Here is a 19,422-nt window from a genome sequence, read left to right as displayed (position 1 = left end):
CGCAGGCGTCAGCCGAGGACCAGGAGCTGCTCGGCGACCTGCGCGAGCAGCCGCCCGTCGGGCGTCACCGCCCAGAACACGTCGAGCGGCGCCTCCTCGCCGACCGGTGGCGGGCTGGGGTCGGGGGCGACGGCGCGCAGCCGGGGCTCGGCCGACGTCCGGTCGGGGCGGCCGGCCCACGCCGGCTCACCGTCGAACGTCCACGCGTCGACGCCGCCGGTGGTCGCGAGCATCACCACGGCCCCGTCGGTGAGCAGGTACGGGTAGGGGTCGACGAGCGGGCGGCGCGCGCGCCACCGGGTGGCGCCGTCGTCGCCGTCGAGCCGCACGACCTCGCCGGCCGTCACGCCCACGACCGTCCCGTCCACGACCATCGCCTGGGTCAGCGGTGCGTCCGCCCGCCAGACCACCGCGCCGTCGGGCCGGCGCAGCGTCACGGACAGGCTGCCGCGGCTCGTGAGCAGGACGTCGCCGAGGCTGCCGTCGTCCACCTCCACCGGGACGAGGACCTCGCCGTCGAGGTCGTCGCTGGTGCCGTCGGCACGGTGCAGCACGCCCGGTCCCTCGCCCTGCCCGCGCTCGGCGACGACGACGTCCCCGCCCGGCAGCACGAGACCGCCCGTGCCGCGCGCGTCCGGCAGACGCCGCGCGACCGACCCGTCGGACAGCCCGAGCAGCCAGGCGCCGTCGTCGGGCGTCGTCACCAGCACCGCGCCTCGCCCCACGACCGGGCCGGACCACGGCGGAGGCGCGGAGCGCGCACCCTCCAGCACCGTGCGCCAGCGCGACGCCCCGTCGTCGCCGCGGTGCTCCACGACGACCGGCCCGTCCGCGGCGCTCACCACCACCCACCCGTCGTCCACGCGCGTCGTGGACGCACCGGCGGGCAGCTCGGCGACCTGCCGGGCGCGCCCGTCGACGGGGTCGACGGCGAACAGCGTGGGGACGTCGGTCGTGCCGTCGAGGACGGCCGCGTCGTCCACCCGCGGACGCCAGGTCGAGACGCAGCCGACGAGCCCGTCCTCCACCGGGTGCCGGCGCCCCTGCCGGCTCGCGGTCACGTCCTCCTGCGAGGCCGTGCACCACACGTGCGCGAGCTCGACGTCGCCCTCGTGCCCGCGCGCCGGCAACGCCGTCCGCCAGACCTCCGCACCCGTGCCCAGGTCCACGCCGACCACCACCCCACGCGACCCGTCCTGCCCGCCCGTCACCGTGACGCCGCCCGCGCGGACGCCGTGGAGCAGCGCCATGGCCAGCACCTGCCCGGCGGCGTCGTCGGCCGTCAGCCGCCGGGCGACCGGCAGCGCGGGGTCGACGGGCCCCAGCACGCCGGGCACCGCGCGCAGCGCCGAGACCCGGGCGGCGTCGTCGGCCCGGGTCCGCAGCTCGAGGCCGACGGCGGCAGCGACGGCGACGACGAGCACGGCGGCCACCGCGGCCGTGCGGCGGGGGTGGCGGCGCCACGGCGGGCGCACGTCGTCGCGGCCGGTCGGGCCCGGCTCCGGCGGGACCTCCTCGACGAGCTCGACGTCGCGCAGCGCCATGGCGGGACGGTACCGCCGCCGGACCGGCGGGTGGGGCCGGTCGGCTAGCGTGCGGACCATGGGCGGCGAGCGGGGCACCCACGACCTGGAGCTGCTCGAGGAGGGGCCCGACGACGCGCCGGGGGCCGACCCGCCCGGGCGCCGCCGGCCCCGCCCGTGGACGCTCGTCGCGGCCGCGGCGCTGCTGCTCCTCGCGCTGGTGGTCGCCGAGCAGGTCGTCGACGCGCGTGAGCGCGCACGGCTCGACCGGGTGCTCGACGTCGCCGGGGCGGTCGCACCGCTGCCCGACGCCCTGACGGTCCGCTGGTCCCCGGACCGGTGGCTGGCACCGGCCGCGGGCCGGCAGGACCCGCGCGCGCTCGTCGCGGTGCGCACCACCGAGGACGGCGCGCAGGACGCGGTGGCGTTCGACGCCGTTCACGGCGACGTCCGCTGGCGCGTGCCCCTCGTGCCGGCGCCGGGCGAGCGGGGCGGCACGACGGTCCCCGTCGGCAGCGTCTGCGCCACCGCGGGGGCCGACCGCGTCGTGTGCCTCGGCAGCGACGCGTACCTCGTCTCGGAGGGCACGAGCAGCTTCACGACGACGACGACCACGGCGCGGGTGCTCGTGGTCGAGACGGGCACGGGCGCGGTGGTGGCGGAGCACGACGCGCGCCTCGGTGACGTGCCCGCGCACGCGATGACCCTCGCCGGCGACACGGTCGTGCTCCACGGCACCGACGCCGCCCGCGCGTCCCACGTGTGGGCGGTGGACGTCGCCGGCGGCGCCGTGCTGTGGAGCACGGCCCTGCCGGACGTCGACGTGGACGTCCTCTCCGGCGGGGTGGGGGCCCCGGGGCTCGCCGACGTCGCGACGCTGCCCGACGGCACGGTGGCGGTCCTCCTGCGCGACGGGTCCGTCCTGCTGCTCGACCCGGCGGACGGCCGTCCGCTGCGGGACCCGGTGCGCGGGACGGCACCCGCCGACGCCACGGTGCTGCCGGACGGACGTGTCGAGGTCGCCGTGCCCGACGGCGAGCACGCGGACGTCCTGCGCGCGGACCGCGACGTGCGCGTCGCCGGGCGCCTGCTGCGCGTCACCGTCGACGACGGGTCCGTGCCCGGCGTCCTGCTCGCGCAGGGCGGCGGGCGGGTGCGCGCGGTCGACGACCGCACGGGCGAGGTCCGGTGGGAGGCACCCACGCCGCTCGTCACCACCGCCGCCCTGCTCGGCGGGCGGGTCCACCTCTCGTCCGGTGACCGGCTCCTGACGCTCGACGGGCGGACCGGTGCGCCGCTGTGGGAGCACGAGCGCCCGGCAGGGGTGGTCCCCACCGGCGTCCTCACGGACGGCACGCTGCTCTACGAGCCGCAGACGGTCGCCGGCGACGTCGGCCGCCGCGTGCTCGTCGGGCTGGACCCCGCGGACGGGCGGCAGCGGCGCACGGTGACGCTGCCGCCCGACGTCGTCTCGGTGCAGCCGTGGGCGCGGCTGCTCGTCGCGGGCACGGGCGACCGCCTGCTGGTCCTGGGCTGACGCGGGCGCGTCAGGGGGTGGGGTTCCGGGCGTCGTAGTGCCAGAAGGTGCGCTGCGCGCGCACCAGCACCCACAGCAGGACGACGCACGCGACGCCGCCGGCCACCGCCGCCCAGCCCTCGCCGACCCGCGTCGACGCGGCACCGAGCGCCAGCTCGCCCAGGCGGGGGCCACCCGCCACGACGACGACGAACACGCCCTGCAGGCGCCCGCGCATGTCGTCCGGGGTGGCGGTCTGCAGGATGGTCTGGCGGAACACCGACGAGACCGTGTCGGAGGCGCCCGCGAGCGCGAGCGTGGACAGCGCGAGGACGAGCGCGACGGGCAGGACGTGGTCGGGCGACGTGCGTCCCGCCGCGACGAGGACCACGCCGAACCCGACGACCGACAGGCCCCACGCGGTGATGGCGGCGGCGATGATCCGCCCCTGCCACCGCACGCGGGCGAGCCCGCCGCTGAACAGCCCGGCGACGATCCCCCCGACCGCGATCGCGGCGGTCAGCGCGCCCGTCGTCGCCTCCCCGCCGCCCAGGTACAGGACGCCGACGGCCGGGAACAGCGCGCGCGGCATGGCCGTGACCATCGCGACGATGTCGACGAGGAACGTCATCCGGACGTTCGGCTGCGTGCCGAGGTAGCGCAGGCCGTCGACGACCGAGCCGAGGCCGAGGCGCTCGCGGCGGTTCGCGGACGGCTCGGGCGGGACGGGCGGCAGGCGCAGCAGGGCGGTGAGCGCGAACGTGAACAGCACGGCGTCGACCGCGTACGCCCACGCGTACCCGACGGACGCGACGAGCACGGCCCCGGCGAGCGGGCCCACCGTGAGCGCGGTGTTCCACCCGATGGTCTGCAGCGCGTTGGCCGCGGGCATGAGCCGCGCCTCGAGCAGCCGCGGGATGATCGCGGACCGCGCCGGGGAGTTCACGGCGCCGGCCGCCGACTGCACCGCGACCAGCGCGTACAGCAGCCCGACGTGCTCGTTGCCGAGCACCGCCTGCGCGACGAGCACGAGCACGGCGACCCAGCTGACGACCGACGCGACGAGCGCGACCGTGCGCCGGTCGTAGTGGTCGACGAGCGCGCCGCCGTACAGCCCGAACACGACGAGCGGGACGAGCGCGCACAGCCCGAGCACGCCGACGGCCAGCGTCGAGGCCGTCAGCGCGTACACCTGCAGGCCGACGGCGACGACCGTGAGCTGCGCGCCGAGGTTCGCCACCGACAGCCCGAGCCACAGCCGCCGGAACGCCGGGCTGACCCGCACGGGGGTCAGGTCGACGAGCAGGTGGCGCACCGGGCGATGCTACGGCGGGGGCGCGGCGGCACCCGCGTGGGGCGGGCGTGACGCTCGCCTCGTCGTCTACAGCCAGCCGTTGCGCCGGAGCACCCGGTGCAGCACGACGCACGTGGTGCCGATGACGACGAGCACGGCCGGGTACCCGTAGACCCAGTGCAGCTCCGGCATGTGGTCGAAGTTCATGCCGTACACGCCGGCGATCGCGGTGGGGACGAGCGCGATCGCCGCCCACGCGGAGATCTTGCGCATGTCGCCGTTCTGCCGCAGCGCGACCTCGCTCTGCCCGACCGTGACGCGCGCGGTGTTGGCCTGCAGCACGTCGCCGAGCTGGCGCTCGACGGCCTCGACCGCGTCGGCGGCGCGCAGCAGGTGGTCCTGCACGTCGCGGAAGTACGGGGCGGCGGCCTCGGGCACGTGCGGCACCTCCGCCTCCACGAGCCGCTGCAGCGGACGGCCGAGCGGCAGCACGGCGCGGCGCAGCTCGGCCGCCTCCTGCTTGAGCTTGTAGATCCGCTCCGCGTGGTTGCCCTGCCCGGGGCCGAACACGCGCGCCTCGATGTCGTCGACGTCCGTGTTGATCTCCTCGAGCGCCTGCTCGTACCCGTCGACGACGAGGTCCGCCGCCCGGTACAGCACGCCCGCCGGGCCGAACCCCGCCGCCGGGCCCTCGCCGCGGTCCATCTCGGCCCGCACCCGGCCGAGCACCTCGCCGTGGCCGTGCCGGACGGTGACGACGAACCGCGGGCCGAGGAACATCGCGATCTCGCCGACCTCGACGACCTCGTCGTGGTCGACGTACCGCACGGGCTTGAGGACGACGAACACGACGTCGTCGTACACCTCGAGCTTGGGCCGCTGGTGGGCCTTGACGGCGTCCTCGACGGCGAGGTCGGGCAGCCCGAACGCGGCGGCGACGTCCACGACGTCCTCGGCGGTGGGGTGGCGCAGGCCCAGCCAGACGAAGCCGTCCTCGCCGCGCGCGGCCGCGGCCGCCTGCGCGACGGAGAGCGGGCCGGCCTGCCGCCGCCCGTCGACGTAGAGCGCGGAGTCGACGACGACGCGGTCCGCTCCCGGTGCGCCGGGCCGAGCGGCGCCCGTGCCGTCGACCGCCTCGCTGCTGCTCGCCGCCACGCGCCCTCCTCCCGTCGCGGGCGACCGTACCCCCGTCGCCCGCAGCCGGCCCGCGCAGCCGCGGCGGGTGGCAGGGTGGGCGCGTGGACAGCGCACCCGTCGAGCACCTGGTCGTCATGGGCGTCTCCGGCACCGGCAAGTCGAGCGTCGGTCGCGGCCTCGCGGCGCGGCTGGACCGGCCGTTCGTGGAGGGGGACGACCTGCACCCGGAGCCGAACGTCGCGAAGATGAGCAGCGGCGTCGCTCTCACCGACGACGACCGGTGGCCGTGGCTGGAGGCCGTGCGGGATGCGATGACAGCGCAGGCGCGCGCCGGTCGCTCGACCGTCGTGGCCTGCTCGGCGCTGCGCCGCGTGTACCGGGCGACCCTGACCGCGGCAGAGGGGCGTGTGCGGTTCGTGCTGCTCGACGTGCCGCCGGACCTCCTGCGCCGGCGCGTGGCCGCCCGCTCGGGCCACTGGATGCCGCCGACGCTGCTGGAGTCCCAGCTCGCGCTGCTCGAGCGGCTCCAGGCCGACGAGGACGGGGTGAGCGTCGAGGTGCGCGGCGACGTCGGCGCGACCGTGGCCGACGCGCTGCGGCTGCTGGGCGTGCGGGCCGAGCGGACCGAGCCCGCGCACCGGCACCCCTAAACGGTTCGGCGTCCCTCGCACCCTGCCGCGGGCGCCGCCGCCCTCCGTACGGTGCGCGGGTGGACCCGACGGCGGGTGGTGCGCTGCGGACGGCCCGGGCGCTGCTCGTGGCCGCCACGGCGCTGTCCACCGCCGCGGCGGCCCACCTCGCGGCCGGTGGGACCGCCCCGCGCAGCGACGTCGCGGCGGCGCTCCTCGCCCTGACGACCGCCGCGCTCCTGCCCGTCAGCGGCCCCCGGACGTTCCGCGTCAGCGTGCTGGCGCCCGTCGGCGCGGTCCTCCAGGTCGTCCTCCACCACGCGTTCACCGCCGCGGCAGCGGGCACCGGGGCCGGCACCCCGGCCGTCGGCCGGGCGGGGCACCACCCCGGCACGCCCGTCGCCGTCCCCGGCGCGGCTGCGGGCCGGCAGGTCGTCCCCGTCGACGCGGAGCCCGTCCTGCACGACCTGCCGATGCTGCTCGCCCACGTCGCGGCCGCCGTCGCCACCGCCGTCGTGCTCGTCGCGACCGACCGCGCGGCACGCGCCGCCGCCGCGTGGCTGACCCGCGTCCTGCCGCTCCTCGTCCGCACGACGGCGCCCGTCGCGGCGAAGCCGCGGCCCCTCCCGGTGACGGCCCGGCCGAGACCGGCGTCGCCCGGTGCCGCACTGGGCTCCTCCGCGCGCCGCCGGGGTCCGCCCGCGCGCCTGCGCGTCGCCCCCTGACCCGCGGCACGGGTCCCCGGGGCGGCGTCCCCCTGCCCTCGTGCGCCCGTCCGCCCGCCGTCGGGTGGGCTGCGCGCACCCCTGCGCACCCCGAGGACCCGCCATGACGTCCACCCCGCCCACCGTCCTGCCCGACGAGCGCCCCGACGAGCGCCCGGCGGACCCGGCCCCACCGTCCCCCGCGCCCGCGTCCCTCTGGTCCGTGGTGCAGCCGCTGCTGCTGCGCCTGCACTTCTACGCCGGCGTCCTCGTCGGTCCCTTCCTGCTCGTCGCCGCGTTCACGGGCCTGCTCTACTCGGTCGCCCCGCAGCTCGAGGCGGTCGTGCACCGGCACGAGCTCACCGTCGACGCCGTCGGCGCCGAGCGCCTCCCGCTCGCCGAGCAGGTCGCCGCCGCGCGCGACGCCCACCCCGAGGGCACGGTCGTGCAGGTGCAGCAGGCGGCGACGCCCGAGGGCACCACGCGGGTGGTCCTCGCGGTCGACGACGTCCCCGAGGGCAAGGACCGCACCGTCTTCGTCGACCCGTACAGCGCGGAGGTCCGCGGCGCGCTCACGACGTACACGGGCTTCCTGCCCGTGCGCTGGACGCTCGACGACCTGCACCGTCACCTGCTGCTCGGCGAGCCGGGCCGCGTCTACTCCGAGACCGCGGCGTCCTGGCTGTGGGTGGTCGTGCTCGGTGGCGTCGTGATGTGGGTCGCGCGCTCCGCCCGGCGCGGCCGCCGGCGTCGGCTCGTCGTGCCCGAGCGGGTGCGCCCCGGACGGCGGCGGACCCTGTCGTGGCACGGCGTCGTGGGGATCGTCGCCGCGCTGGGGCTGCTGGCGCTGTCCGCGACGGGGCTGACGTGGTCGGCCCGCGCGGGCGCCAACGTCGGCGAGCTGCGGCAGGCGTGGGGCTGGACGACCGCGTACGTCGACCCGGCGCTGCCCGGCGGCGCGGGCGGCGGCGAGCACGACGAGCACGCGGCGCACGGGGGCGGCAGCGGCGGGCCGGACGCCGTGCTGACGGCGGGCGTCGGCGTCGACGGGGTGCTCGCGGTCGCGCTCGCGGAGGGGCTGCGCGAGCCGCTGCGCCTGGCCCCGCCGGCGGAGGCCGGGCAGGCGTGGACCGTCTCCGAGCAGGGCAGCGGCTGGCCGACCCGCGCGGACGCGGTCGCGGTCGACGGCGCGGACGGCACGGTCGTCGACCGCGTCGACTTCGCCGACCAGGACCTCGCGGCGAAGCTCGCGCACTGGGGCATCTACGCGCACATGGGCGAGCTGTTCGGCGTGGTGAACCAGGTGGTGCTCGCCGCGCTGGCCGTCGGTCTGATCACGCTCGTCGTGCTCGGCTACCGCATGTGGTGGCAGCGGCGCCCGACCCGCCAGGCGTCCGGTCCGGGCCCTGGCTGCCGCCCGGCGCGCTCCGGCGGGCGCCCCGGTGGCTGGCCGCGCTCGTGCTGGTCGTCGCCGCCGCGGTCGGCTGGTTCGTGCCGCTGTTCGGGGTGCCGCTGCTGGTGTTCCTGGCGGTCGACGTCCTGCTCGCGGCGCGGGCACGGCGGCGGGCGCGCGCGGCCACGTGACCGGCCCCCGCCGACCCCGGACGCGACCGCGGGCGGTGGGTCACCCCACCGCCCGCGGTCGTGCTGCGCGTCGTCGGACGCGTCAGAGGCGGGAGCCGTTCGGGTTGGCGTCGTCCGCGTCGACGAGCGGGCCGTCGGCGGCGGTCTGCGGGCGCGACGTCTCGCTCGTGCCCGTGTCGTCGCCCTCGCCCTTGGAGAACGCCGACTTCGCCGTGCTCACGGCCTTCTCCTTCAGCGCCCCGCCCTGGGTCTTGGCGAAGTCCGTGGCGGCGGACTCCGCCTCCTTCACGTAGCCCTGGACGCGCGGGTCCTGCCACGTCTCGGTCGCCCAGCCCTTGATCTTGTCGAACTGCTGCCGGCCGGCCCGGGTGCCCAGCAGGTACCCGACCCCCGCGCCGACGAGGAACGTGAGCTTGCCCTTCATGCGACCTCCTCGGACCGGCCGCGACGGCCGGTCGTGTCGTGGGACGTACGTGCCGTCGGGTGGCGGCGGCCTGCCCGCGCGCCGCGCACCCTGAGGTCACCGAGCGTAGGGGGGTGCGTGCCCGCCCGCCCGTCGAGCCCTCCCCGCCCTCCGGGCGCCCCGTGCGCTCGGCGGGCGGGGCGCGACGACCAGGAGGAGACTCCCCTCACCGCAGGTCAGGGAGGTCCTCATGGTCGCCACGGAGCCGCCGCCCACCGCGCTGAAGCGGACGGTGGGACGGCGGATGCTGCTCGTGTTCGTCGTCGGGGACATCCTCGGCGCCGGCATCTACGCCCTGACCGGACGCGTCGCGGGCGAGGTCGGCGGCGCCATCTGGATCCCGTTCGTCGTGGCCTTCGCGCTCGCCGCGCTCACGGCCACCGCGTACGCCGAGCTCGTCGGCCGCTTCCCGCGCGCCGCGGGCGCCGCCGTGTACGCGCAGCGGGCGTTCGGGCGGCCGTTCGTCACGTTCCTCGTCGCGTTCGCCGTCCTCATGTCCGGCATCACGAGCGCGAGCGCGGCGGCCCGGGCGTTCGGCGGGGACTACCTCGCCGAGCTCGTCACCGTGCCGACCCTCGTCGCCGCCTGGGTGTTCGTGCTGGTCATCGCCGTCGTCAACGCGATCGGGGTGGCCGAGTCGGTCCGGGTGAACCTCGTGCTCACCGCGATCGAGGTCACCGGGCTCGTCGTCATCCTCGTCATCGGGGCGCGCGCGTTCCTCGCCGGGGAGGGCGACCCGTCGCGCGCCATGACCCTGACGACCGACGGCCCCGCGTGGATGGCCGTGCTCGGGGGCACCGCCCTCGCGTTCTACGCCCTGCTCGGCTTCGAGGACTCCGTGAACCTCGCCGAGGAGTGCCGGCACCCGCGCCGCGACTTCCCGCGCGCGCTGTTCGGCGGCATCGCCATCACCGGCGTCATCTACCTCGCCGTCGCGTTCACGACGTCGATGCTCGTGGAGACCGACACGCTCGCCGGGTCGTCCGGCCCGCTGCTCGAGGTCGTCCGCGTCGCCGGGCTCGTCTTCCCGCCGTGGCTGTTCGCGCTCATCGCCCTCGTCGCGGTGTCGAACACCGCGCTCATCAACATGATCATGGCCTCCCGCGTCGTCTACGGGATGTCCCGCGAGGGGATCGTCCCCGGGTGGCTCGGCCGGGTCGGCACCCAGCGCCGCACGCCCTGGACGGCGATCGCCTTCACGACCGTCATCGCCCTGACGCTCGTCAGCACGGGCGACCTGTCCGGCCTCGCGGACACCACCGTGCTCCTGCTGCTGCTCGTGTTCGCCACCGTCAACGTGTCCGTGCTCGTGCTCCGGCGCCGCTCGCGGGCGGACGACGACGCGAAGCCCCGCGGCGACGCCGAGCGGGGGTTCCGCGCACCGACGTGGGCGCCCGTGGTCGGCACCGTCGTCTCGCTCGTGCTCGCCTCGCCGTTGACCGGTCGGGACGCCGACGTGTACGCACGCGCCGGCATCCTGCTCGCGATCGGCGTCGTGCTGTACGTGGTCAACCGCGCCTTCGTCGGCCCCGAGGGGCAGCGCGAGCGGATCGCGCTCGCGGTCGACCAGGGCGACCCCGCGGGCACGCACGAGTCCTGACGGCGCATGGACCTGCTCGTCGCGATCGTCCTCGGCGTCGTCGTCATCGTCGCGGTCACGTCGTTCGCCCCCCGCGTCGGGGTGGCCGCACCGCTGCTGCTCGTGCTCGTCGGCATCGGCGTGAGCTTCCTGCCGTTCGTGCCGCCCATCGAGGTCGAGCCCGAGCTCGTGCTCGGCGTGATCCTGCCGCCGCTGCTGTACTCCGCAGCGGCGAACGTGCCCGCGATGGACTTCCGCCGCGACCTGCGGACCATCTCGGTGTTCTCGGTGCTGCTCGTGGTGGCGTCGGCGCTCGTCGTCGGGGTCGTGCTGCACGCGCTCCTGCCGGACATCGGCCTGGCCACGGCCGTCGCCGTCGGCGCCGTCGTCAGCCCCACCGACGCCGTCGCGACGTCCATCGTCCGCAAGGCCGGGGTGTCACCGCGGATCGTCACCGTGCTCGAGGGCGAGTCGCTGCTCAACGACGCGTCCGCGCTCGTGCTGCTGCGCTCGGCGGTCGTCGCGATGGCGGCCGCGGTGTCGGTGCTCGACGTCGCGTGGGACTTCGTCGTCGCCGTCACGGTCGCGGTGCTCATCGGGTGGGTCGTGGGCCGGCTGCAGCTCGAGGTGCGGGCGCGCCTGGCGCAGGCGACGTCGAACGTCGCCATCTCGCTCGTCGCCCCCTTCGTCGCGTACCTGCCGGCCGAGCACCTCGGGGCGTCCGGCCTCGTCGCGGCCGTCACCGCCGGGCTCGTCACCGGCCACGGGGGTCCGCGCCGGCTGCGGGCCGAGGACCGCGCCGCGCAGCGGACCGTCTGGCGCACGCTCGAGCTGCTGCTCGAGAGCGCCGTCTTCCTCCTCATGGGGCTCCAGGTGTCGGGTCTCGTGCTCGACGTCCGCGAGGCGCACGGCAGCGAGGTGCTGGCCCTGGGCCTCGGCGCGCTCGTCGCGGCGGTCGTCGTGGCCGTGCGCGCCGTGTTCGCCGGCGCGTCGGTCTGGGCGCTCGCCCGGCGGGCGCGGCGGATCCCCCGGCTGCGGGCCGTCCTGACCCGCGCCCAGGACCGGCTGGAGACGCAGGCGGGGCCCACCGGTGCTGCGCGCGAGGAGGTCGAGCGCCGGCGGGGCCTGCTGCGCCGGCGCGTGCGGCGCCGCCTCGCGGACATCGACTACCTCGCCGAGCAGGCGTTCGGGCCGCGCGAGGGGGTGGTCCTCGTGTGGGCCGGCATGCGCGGTGCGGTCACGCTGGCCGCCGCGCAGTCGCTGCCGTCGGACACCCCGCAGCGGTCGCTGCTCGTCCTGGTGGCGTTCGTGGTCGCCGCGGGCACGCTGCTCGTCCAGGGGGCGACGCTGCCGTGGGTCGTGCGCCGGCTCGGGCTGGCGGACGGGCCCGCGGACGACGGCAGCGAGCGCGACGCCCTCAGCGCCGAGCTGCGGCACGCGGCGCTGCGCCGGCTCGAGGACGACGGCCTGCGCCGCCGGGACGGGACGCCGTTCCCGCGCGAGGTGGTCGAGCGGGCGCGCCTCGAGCTCGCGGCGATCGACGCGAGCGACACCGACGACGACGCGGGCCCGGTACGCGCCGACCTGCAGCAGCTGCTGCTCGTCCTGCTCGACGCCCAGCGGCAGACGCTGCTGGGGCTGCGCGACGTCGGTGCGTACTCGTCGCGGTCGCTCGACGCCGCTCTCGTGCGGGTCGACGCCGCGCAGATCGGGGTGCAGATGCGGGCGTCGGAGGGGTCCTGACGCGCGCCTGGCGGACGGTCGACGGGCGCCTCAGCGCACGCGGTCGCGCAGCGCCGCGACGCCGTCGCCGGTCAGCGCCGCGAGCCCGGCGGGCCGGCCGGTCAGGACGAGCAGCAGGTCGTGCACCGGGCCGCGGACGAGGGGCCCGGCGCCGACCGACCAGTCGACGTCCGTCGCCTCCAGGCGCAGCCCGGCGCGACGGCGCGGGCCGCCCATGAGCCGGTTCCCCGCCAGGTAGGACGCGACCGCGACGGCCACGTCGGGCGGGGTCGCGTCGGGCAGGCCCAGCGGCCGGCCGACGTCGAGCGCGTGCACGACGAGGTCCATGAGCGGGTCCAGCGGCCCGGACATCGGCATCCGCCGGTCCGAGGCGGCGCTCTCGCGCAGCTGGGCGACGAGCTGCCCGGGCGTGAAGGCGCGCGCCCGGCGGACCGCCACGTCGTGCGTCATGCGGTCGAAGGAGAACCGGGCGCGCACCGCCTCGCGCAGCACGTCCGCCCACGTCTCGCGCGTGGTCGTCGTCAGGTGCGCGGCGACGTCCCGCACGGTCCACCCGGCCGCGAGCGAGGGCGTGGCCCACGCCTCCCGGGGCAGGGCGGCGAGGGTGTCGGCCAGGCGCAGGCGGGCGTCGCGCACGGCGGCGCGCACGTCCTGCTCGGTCAGGGCGGGGGGCGTCATGGTGCTACCGACCGGCGGGGGCGGGGGAACTCGTCGGGGCCGGACGCCCTCAGCGGGGTGACGCCTCGTACGTGTGCCCCGCCGCGCGCAGACGCTCGACGAGCACGTCGCCGAGCCCCGTCGCGGGGGTGAGGGAGCCGGCCGCGTCGGGCAGGCGGTCCCCGTCGAGCGCGAGCGCGAGGGCCGACTCGCCGAGCATGACGGCCGTCGCCGCGTACCCGGGGTCGCCCTCACCGGCCGCGACCGCCCGGTAGTGCCGGCCGGTCGTCGTGACGGCGTGCACGTCCATGCGGAACCGGCCCGTGCGGCGGGTCTCCTCGTCGGGGCCCTCGCCCGGTGCCGGCAGGACGCGGTCGAGCAGGGCGCGCGTCGGCGGGAACGCCACGGCACCCGCGAACGCGGGCAGCGCGGCGGTCAGCGCGTACGCCGCGGCGGCACCGCGCGCGCCCCGGCCCGTGCCGGCGACCTCGCCGTACCGCATCGACCGCCCGTACGACCAGCCGGTCAGCGCGTTGCTGCGCCGCACGACCCGGGTGTTGAAGGACGCCATCGGCGACGCCGCCACCCAGCCGCCGTCGACCGTGCGGCCCGGTGCGGGCACGTCGGGCGGCTGCGGGACGTCCGGCTCGGCGTCGCGGTCCGGGCTGAGCGCGAACGGGTCGGCCAGCAGCCGGCGCACGCGGGCGTCGCGCGCCGCCTGCTCCGCGATGCCGCGGACCGACGCGATCGTGCCGCCGCTGACCCCGCCGCGGGCGGTCGCGACGAGCCGCACGTCCTGCAGGCAGCCGGCGCCGTCCGCGGTGACGCGCCGGTGCAGCGTGAGCACCGCGAGGTCGGACGGCACGGCGTCGTACCCGCAGGCGTGCACGAGCCGCGCGCCGGCCGCCCGTGCGACGTGGTCGTACCGGTCGACGGCGCGGCGCACGAACGGCGTCTCGCCCGTCAGGTCGGCGTAGTGGGTGCCGTTGCGCGCGCACGCGCCGACGACGGGCAGCCCGTGCCGCAGGTAGGGGCCGACCGTGCTGACGACGACGCGCGTCGAGCGCGCCATCGCGGCGAGCCGCTCCGGGTCCTGGGTGTCGGCGACGACGACCGGCCAGTCGTGCGCGGCGGCGGGCAGACCGGCCCGGACGTCCTCGACCTTCGCGCGGCTGCGGCCCGCGAGCGCGACCCGCAGCCCCGGCGGCGCGTGCTCGGCGACGTACGCCGCGAGGAGCCGCCCGACGAACCCGGTGACGCCGAAGAGGACCAGGTCGTGCTCGCGCGCGTCCGTCATCCGGCGATGCTCACCCGGTGGACGGACGGCCGCAACCGGCCGGCGGCCCCGCGTCAGGAGGGGTACAGGTCCTCGACCTCGGCGAGCGGGACGCGGCCCTCGGCGCCGGCGCGCAGCACCGGGTCGAGGGTGACGAACGCGTCGGCCTGGAGCTGGGCGACGGCGAGGTACTCGGCGTCGGAGGTGTCGGACCAGCCGAGCTCGGCGGCGATCCGCCAGGCGGTGGCGCGCGAGACCCGGTCGCCGAGCAGCCGCATCCTCGTCGTCGTCACGCCGTCGAGCAGCCGCCGGCCCTCGGCCTCGTCGAGCACGCCGGAGCGCACCGCGCGGTACAGGTACCCGAGCACGTGCGAGCGCAGCAGCGTCGGCCCGACGAGCTGGTGCTCCGCCGGGACGACCACCCCGTCCCGGGCGAGCTCGACGGCGACGAGGTGGTCGATCGCGTAACGGGTCATGCGGCCATCGTGCCCCGGCCGGCGGCGCCCGACGTCAGGCGCGGCCCGGGAGGCCGTCCCCGTACGTGCGGGGACGACTCGCGACTCACCCGCACGGGCGCCCGCGGCGACGCCCCCGCTGCTGCTCGCGTGGTGCCACATGCCGGGCACCGGTGCGGTCGACCCCGTGATCGCGCGCGTTCCCGCCCGGACCGGGCGTCAGATCACGGGGTCGACGACGACGGATCCCGACATCCGGACGGCACCGGCTCTCGTGCGGGAGCGCACCGGCGCACGCCGCCGCAGCCGCCCCGCCGGCAGCGGCGGGCGCCACGGAGGTCAGCCCAGCGCCGCGAGGGCCTTGCGGATGCGCGTCGGCGAGACCGGGACCGGCGTGCCGAGCTGCTGGGCGAACAGGCTCACCCGCAGCTCCTCGACCAGCCAGCGCACGTCGTCCAGCGCCCGCGCCCGCCCCGGGTCGGGCGCACCGGCAGCGAGCCGGGTGCGTGCCGCCCGGTACTGCTCCAGCACGTCGTGCACCTGCCACGCGAGGTCGGCGTCGCGCTGCGGGTTCTCCGCGGCCTTCGCCAGCCGGTGCCGGGCCGCGCGCAGGTAGCGCACGAGCTGCGGCAGGCGGTCGGCGCCGACCTCGGACACGAACCCGTCGTGCACGAGCGCGGCGGACTGCTCGCGCACGTCCTGCGCGGTCGACAGCAGCGCGAGGCTGCTGACGCCCCGCACGTCGCCGTCGAGCTCGCGCCACGCACCGAGCACGGTGACGAGGTCCCCGACCACCCGGTGCACGTCGTCCTCGAGACCCGCGCGCACGGCCGCCTGCAGCGCCGCGTACGCGTCGGCGTCCCGGACCTCGCGCGGCGACCGGCCACCGAGGTGGCGCGCCATGAGCCGGTCCACCGACGCGAGCTGCACGTCGGTGACCAGCGCGTCCGTCGAGGGGTACGGCGACGCCGCGAGCGCGAGCGCCTGCGTGCCCGTCCACCGGCTCGTCACGCGCGCCGGCGCCAGGCCGACGTCGAGGACGAGCAGCCGGCGCAGGCCGCGCCCCGCCGCGGCCTCGGCCGCCGTCGCGTCCGCGAGGACGCGCAGCGCCACGGACGCCCGACCGCCGGCGGTCTCCTCGACGAGCGTCGGGTACGCGCGCACGACCCCGCCGGCGGCGGACGGCGCCTCGACGACCTCCGGCAGCGGACCCGGCAGGTCCGGCCAGGTCGTCAGGCCCGTGCGCTCGATGTCCGGTGCCGTGGGCGCGCCGCGCCGGTCACCGGGACGCGGACCGGCACCCCGGCGCGCGTCCGGACCGCGCCCGTCCCGTCCGCGCGCCCCCGAGGCGGAGGCGTCGCCGTCGGCGGTCGGCCCTGCCCCCGACGCGGACGCACCGGCACCGCCGCCCGCGGCGGCCATCGCCTCCTCCATGGCCGCGCGCACCGCGCTGCGCACGGCCGACGACACCGCGTCCTGCGCGCGGCCGGCGTTGCGCCGCTGCAGCAGCACCAGGTCCTTGCCCTCGTCGACGACCCCGCCGCGCTCCCCCACGACGCGGAACGTCATCCGCAGGTGGGCGGGCAGACGGTCCTCCTCGACGGCGTCCGGCGGCACGTCGACGTCGCGCAGCGCCCGCACGGCCCGGGCGAACATCTCGCGGAACGACGGTGCCGCGTCGGCGGCGCGCACGGTGTCCTCCCAGGACGCGACGTGCTCGCTCATCCACGCGTCGACGGCACGCGCCACGTCCGGCGCGGGGACCAGCTGCACGCGCACGGCCTTGGGCAGCGCGCGGATCGTCGCGGTCAGCAGCTCGGCGCGCAGCCCCGGCACCATCCAGTCGAAGCCCTCGGGACGCACGCGCGGCAGCTGCGGCAGCGGGATGTGCACGGTCACGCCGTCGGCCTCGGTGCCCGGCTGGAACTGGTACGTCAGCGGGAACGACAGCTCGCCCTGCGGCCAGCGGGACGGGAACTGCGACTCGTCGACGGCCGTGTCGGACCCGACGAGCAGCTCGCGCGTGAACGTCAGCAGGTCGGGGTCGCGGCGGCGCGCGTCCTTCCACCACCGGTCGAAGTGCCGGGCGGAGACGACGTCGTCGGGGACGCGCTCGTCGTAGAAGTCGAACAGCACGTCGTCGTCGACGACGAGGCGGCTGCGCGTGCGCGCCTCGAGGTCGCCGACCTCGGCGAGCAGGCGCCGGTTCTCGTGGAAGAACGCGTGGTGCGTCGTCCACTCCCCCTGCACGAGCGCGTGCCGCAGGAACAGCTCGCGCGCCCCCGCCGGGTCGACCGTGCCGAGCAGGACGCGCCGCTGGGACACGATCGGCACGCCGTAGAGCAGCACCTTCTCGTTGACCATCGCCGCGCCCTGGCGGGTCGACCACGCGGGGTCGGAGTACGTGCGCTTCACCAGGTGCGCGCCGAGCTCCTCCGCCCACTCGGGCTTGATGCGCGCCGCGTCGCGCGCCCACAGGCGTGAGGTCTCGACGAGCTCGGCGGCCATCACCCACGACGGCGGCCGCCTCGCGAGGGCGGAGCCGGGGAAGATCGCGAACCGGGCGCCGCGGGCACCCAGGTACTCGTTGCGGGCGCGGCGGTCCGACGCGGCCCGGCCCTTGCCCTTCGCGTCCTTGCCGGTCGCCTGCACCTCGGTGACGAGCTGCATGCCGACCTGCGAGAGCAGCCCCGACAGCACGGCCTGGTGGATCGCGTCGCCGTCCCACGCCCAGCGCGTCCGCGTCTCGTCGGCGGTGCCGCCGGGCGTCGCCGGCTCGTCCGACGGCGGCGTGACGTCCTGCACCGGCGCACCGGCGGGGCCGCGCCGCCCCCGCCCGCCGTCCCGTCCGGCCGTCTCCGCCGCCGCGCGCGCGGCGACGACCTCGTCCGACACCGGCGTCGGCGCGCCCTTCGCCTCGATGCCGAGCGGCTTGGTGAGGTCGCGCAGCTGGGTGACGACGTCCTGCCACTCGCGCACCCGCAGGTAGTGCAGGTGCTCGGCCTTGCACATGCGGCGGAACGCCGACCCCGAGAGGACCCGCTGCTGCTCGCGCAGGTACGTCCACAGGTTCAGGTAGCTGAGCAGGTCGCTGTTCGGGTCGGCGAACCGGCGGTGCAGCTGGTCGGCCGTCTCGCGCTGCTCCGCGGGACGCTCGCGCGGGTCCTGGATGGACAGCGCGGCGGCGATGACGACGACCTCGCGCGCGACCCCGCGCCGCCCGGCCTCGACGACCATCCGCGCGAGGCGCGGGTCCACGGGGATCTGGGCGAGCGCGCGCCCGGTCTCGGTCAGGCGGGTGCGTCCCTCGCGGACGTCGAGCGCGTGCAGCTCGGTCAGCAGCGCGACGCCGTCGCGCACGGCCCGCACGTCCGGCGGGTCGACGAACGGGAAGTCGACGACCTCGTCGGGGCTGCTCACGACCCCGACCGAGATCATCTGCAGGATCACGGACGCCAGCGACGTGCGCAGGATCTCCGGCTCGGTGTACTCCGGCCGGGACGCGAAGTCCTCCTCCGAGTACAGGCGGATGGCGATGCCCGGCGAGAGGCGTCCCGAGCGCCCGGAGCGCTGGTTGGCCGACGCCTGCGAGATCGGCTCGATCGGCAGCCGCTGGACCTTCGTCGCCTTCGAGTACCGCGAGATGCGCGCGGTGCCGGGGTCGACGACGTAGGTGATGCCGGGGACGGTCAGCGACGTCTCCGCGACGTTCGTCGCGAGCACGACGCGCCGGGTGTCGTGCCGCTCGAACACGCGGCGCTGCTCGGCCGCGGACAGGCGCGCGTACAGCGGCAGCAGCTCGACGGCCTGCGGGTGCCGCGGGTCGGTCACGCGGTTGCCGAGCGCGCCGCGCAGCGCGTCCTCGGCGTCGCGGATCTCCCGCTCGCCGGACAGGAACACCAGCACGTCGCCCGGGCCCTCGGCCATGAGCTCGTCGACGGCGTCGACGATGCCCGTGACCATGTCGCGGTCCTCGGTGCCCTCGCCCGTCAGGGGCCGGTACCGGATCTCGACGGGGTACGTGCGCCCGCTGACCTCCACCACGGGGGCCGGCACGCCGTCGGGGTGCTCGTCGGTGGGCGGGCCCGCGAAGTGCCGCGCGAACCGCGCGCTGTCGATCGTCGCGGAGGTGATGACCACCTTGAGGTCGGGCCGCTGCGGCAGCAGCCGCGTGAGGTACCCGAGGATGAAGTCGATGTTGAGGCTGCGCTCGTGCGCCTCGTCGATGATGAGCGTGTCGTAGCGGCGCAGCATCGGGTCGCGCTGGATCTGCGCGAGCAGGATGCCGTCCGTCATCACCTTGACGAGCGTCTCGTCGGACGACTCGTCGGTGAACCGCACCTGGTACCCGACGACGCCGCCGAGGGGCACGCCGAGCTCGTCGGCGATGCGGTCCGCGACCGAGCGCGCCGCGATCCGGCGCGGCTGCGTGTGGCCGATCTGCCCGGCCCGGCCCCGGCCCAGCTCGAGCATGATCTTCGGCAGCTGCGTCGTCTTGCCCGAGCCCGTCTCGCCCGCGACGACGACGACCTGGTGGTCGCGGATCGCGGCGGCGATCTCGTCCCGGCGCGCCGAGACCGGCAGCTGCTCGGGGTAGACGACGGCCGGCACCTGCACCGCGGCACGCCGCTCGGCGGCCTGCGCGAGCCGCTGCTCGTCGCGCGCCCGGCGCTCCTCGCGGCGCTCGCCGTCCGGCCGCCCGCCCTCGCCCCGACCGCGGCCGCGACGGCCCCGCGGCCGGCGCGGGGCGCGCTCGTCCGTGGCGGGGGTGGGGTCCGTCGTGCTCACGACGTCCCATCCTCCCAGGCGCGGCGCGTGCACCGCGCGGTCATTGCCGCCGCCGGCCGTCGGCGGGCGCCCGC

14 protein-coding genes and 1 pseudogene are annotated in these 19,422 nt (G+C 77.2%); 7 read left to right on the top strand and 8 right to left on the bottom strand.

Annotated features, from left to right (window positions below; all coding sequences use genetic code 11):
• Positions 1–8 precede the first annotated feature (8 nt).
• Positions 9–1,544: a PQQ-binding-like beta-propeller repeat protein gene (locus GC089_RS01285; RefSeq protein ID WP_196250777.1), complete on the bottom strand. Its 1,536-nt coding sequence runs from the start codon at positions 1,542–1,544 to the stop codon at positions 9–11.
• Between the two features lie 58 nt (positions 1,545–1,602).
• On the opposite strand from GC089_RS01285, the gene GC089_RS01280 reads away from it, so the two are divergent.
• Positions 1,603–3,060 carry a PQQ-binding-like beta-propeller repeat protein gene (locus GC089_RS01280; protein WP_155376159.1) on the top strand — a complete coding sequence of 486 codons (1,458 nt, stop codon included), beginning with the start codon at positions 1,603–1,605 and terminating at the stop codon, positions 3,058–3,060.
• 10 nt (positions 3,061–3,070) lie between these two features.
• On the opposite strand, the gene GC089_RS01275 is transcribed toward GC089_RS01280, so the two are convergent.
• The gene (locus GC089_RS01275; RefSeq protein WP_155376158.1) at positions 3,071–4,354 is read right to left on the bottom strand and encodes an MFS transporter; all 1,284 of its coding nucleotides are present in this window, start codon (positions 4,352–4,354) and stop codon (positions 3,071–3,073) included.
• 66 nt (positions 4,355–4,420) lie between these two features.
• Positions 4,421–5,488, bottom strand: coding sequence for a magnesium and cobalt transport protein CorA (locus tag GC089_RS01270; RefSeq protein ID WP_155376157.1), 1,068 nt, complete (start codon positions 5,486–5,488; stop codon positions 4,421–4,423).
• An 83-nt stretch (positions 5,489–5,571) separates the two neighbouring features.
• On the opposite strand from GC089_RS01270, the gene GC089_RS01265 reads away from it, so the two are divergent.
• From GC089_RS01265 to GC089_RS18660, 4 genes and pseudogenes are all read left to right on the top strand, one after another.
• Entirely contained in the window at positions 5,572–6,120 is a 549-nt protein-coding gene (locus tag GC089_RS01265; protein WP_230684979.1) for a gluconokinase, read from the top strand.
• A gap of 59 nt (positions 6,121–6,179) precedes the next feature.
• Entirely contained in the window at positions 6,180–6,824 is a 645-nt protein-coding gene (locus tag GC089_RS01260) for a hypothetical protein (RefSeq protein ID WP_155376156.1), read from the top strand.
• A gap of 103 nt (positions 6,825–6,927) precedes the next feature.
• Positions 6,928–8,118, top strand: a pseudogene (locus tag GC089_RS19805) (PepSY-associated TM helix domain-containing protein); the annotation flags it as partial.
• 50 nt (positions 8,119–8,168) lie between these two features.
• On the top strand, positions 8,169–8,387 hold the full coding sequence (locus tag GC089_RS18660) for a hypothetical protein (protein WP_230684978.1): 219 nt from the start codon (positions 8,169–8,171) through the stop codon (positions 8,385–8,387).
• A gap of 82 nt (positions 8,388–8,469) precedes the next feature.
• Here GC089_RS18660 and GC089_RS01250 read toward each other — a convergent pair whose 3' ends face one another.
• Positions 8,470–8,811: a YtxH domain-containing protein gene (locus GC089_RS01250; protein WP_155376155.1), complete on the bottom strand. Its 342-nt coding sequence runs from the start codon at positions 8,809–8,811 to the stop codon at positions 8,470–8,472.
• A 229-nt stretch (positions 8,812–9,040) separates the two neighbouring features.
• On the opposite strand from GC089_RS01250, the gene GC089_RS01245 reads away from it, so the two are divergent.
• Both GC089_RS01245 and GC089_RS01240 read left to right on the top strand, forming a co-directional pair.
• Entirely contained in the window at positions 9,041–10,450 is a 1,410-nt protein-coding gene (locus GC089_RS01245) for an APC family permease (protein ID WP_155376154.1), read from the top strand.
• A gap of 6 nt (positions 10,451–10,456) precedes the next feature.
• Positions 10,457–12,172: a sodium:proton antiporter gene (locus GC089_RS01240; protein WP_155376153.1), complete on the top strand. Its 1,716-nt coding sequence runs from the start codon at positions 10,457–10,459 to the stop codon at positions 12,170–12,172.
• Between the two features lie 30 nt (positions 12,173–12,202).
• Here GC089_RS01240 and GC089_RS01235 read toward each other — a convergent pair whose 3' ends face one another.
• The 4 genes from GC089_RS01235 to hrpA form a co-directional block, all read right to left on the bottom strand.
• On the bottom strand, positions 12,203–12,850 hold the full coding sequence (locus tag GC089_RS01235; RefSeq protein ID WP_155376152.1) for a maleylpyruvate isomerase family mycothiol-dependent enzyme: 648 nt from the start codon (positions 12,848–12,850) through the stop codon (positions 12,203–12,205).
• Between the two features lie 49 nt (positions 12,851–12,899).
• Positions 12,900–14,126, bottom strand: coding sequence for a trans-acting enoyl reductase family protein (locus GC089_RS01230; protein WP_155376151.1), 1,227 nt, complete (start codon positions 14,124–14,126; stop codon positions 12,900–12,902).
• A 53-nt stretch (positions 14,127–14,179) separates the two neighbouring features.
• Positions 14,180–14,581, bottom strand: a complete 402-nt coding sequence (locus GC089_RS01225; RefSeq protein ID WP_155376150.1) for a type II toxin-antitoxin system VapC family toxin — start codon at positions 14,579–14,581, stop codon at positions 14,180–14,182.
• 318 nt (positions 14,582–14,899) lie between these two features.
• Positions 14,900–19,348 carry an ATP-dependent RNA helicase HrpA gene (gene hrpA, locus GC089_RS01220; RefSeq protein ID WP_155376149.1) on the bottom strand — a complete coding sequence of 1,483 codons (4,449 nt, stop codon included), beginning with the start codon at positions 19,346–19,348 and terminating at the stop codon, positions 14,900–14,902.
• Positions 19,349–19,422: the final 74 nt, after the last annotated feature.

The sequence above is a fragment of the Cellulomonas sp. JZ18 genome (assembly GCF_009720485.1).
Classification (GTDB): domain Bacteria; phylum Actinomycetota; class Actinomycetes; order Actinomycetales; family Cellulomonadaceae; genus Cellulomonas.
This window is presented reverse-complemented; position numbering and strand designations above follow the sequence as displayed.

Bases quoted from the DNA above. Each gene is read 5' to 3' on its own strand.
- GC089_RS01245 (WP_155376154.1), top strand. From the start codon at position 9,041: ATGGTCGCCACGGAGCCGCCGCCCACCGCGCTGAAGCGGACGGTGGGA.
- GC089_RS01240 (WP_155376153.1), top strand. From the start codon at position 10,457: ATGGACCTGCTCGTCGCGATCGTCCTCGGCGTCGTCGTCATCGTCGCG.
- GC089_RS01250 (WP_155376155.1), bottom strand. From the start codon at position 8,811: ATGAAGGGCAAGCTCACGTTCCTCGTCGGCGCGGGGGTCGGGTACCTG.
- GC089_RS01230 (WP_155376151.1), bottom strand. From the start codon at position 14,126: ATGACGGACGCGCGCGAGCACGACCTGGTCCTCTTCGGCGTCACCGGG.
- GC089_RS01235 (WP_155376152.1), bottom strand. From the start codon at position 12,850: ATGACGCCCCCCGCCCTGACCGAGCAGGACGTGCGCGCCGCCGTGCGC.
- GC089_RS01280 (WP_155376159.1), top strand. From the start codon at position 1,603: ATGGGCGGCGAGCGGGGCACCCACGACCTGGAGCTGCTCGAGGAGGGG.
- GC089_RS01285 (WP_196250777.1), bottom strand. From the start codon at position 1,544: ATGGCGCTGCGCGACGTCGAGCTCGTCGAGGAGGTCCCGCCGGAGCCG.
- GC089_RS01225 (WP_155376150.1), bottom strand. From the start codon at position 14,581: ATGACCCGTTACGCGATCGACCACCTCGTCGCCGTCGAGCTCGCCCGG.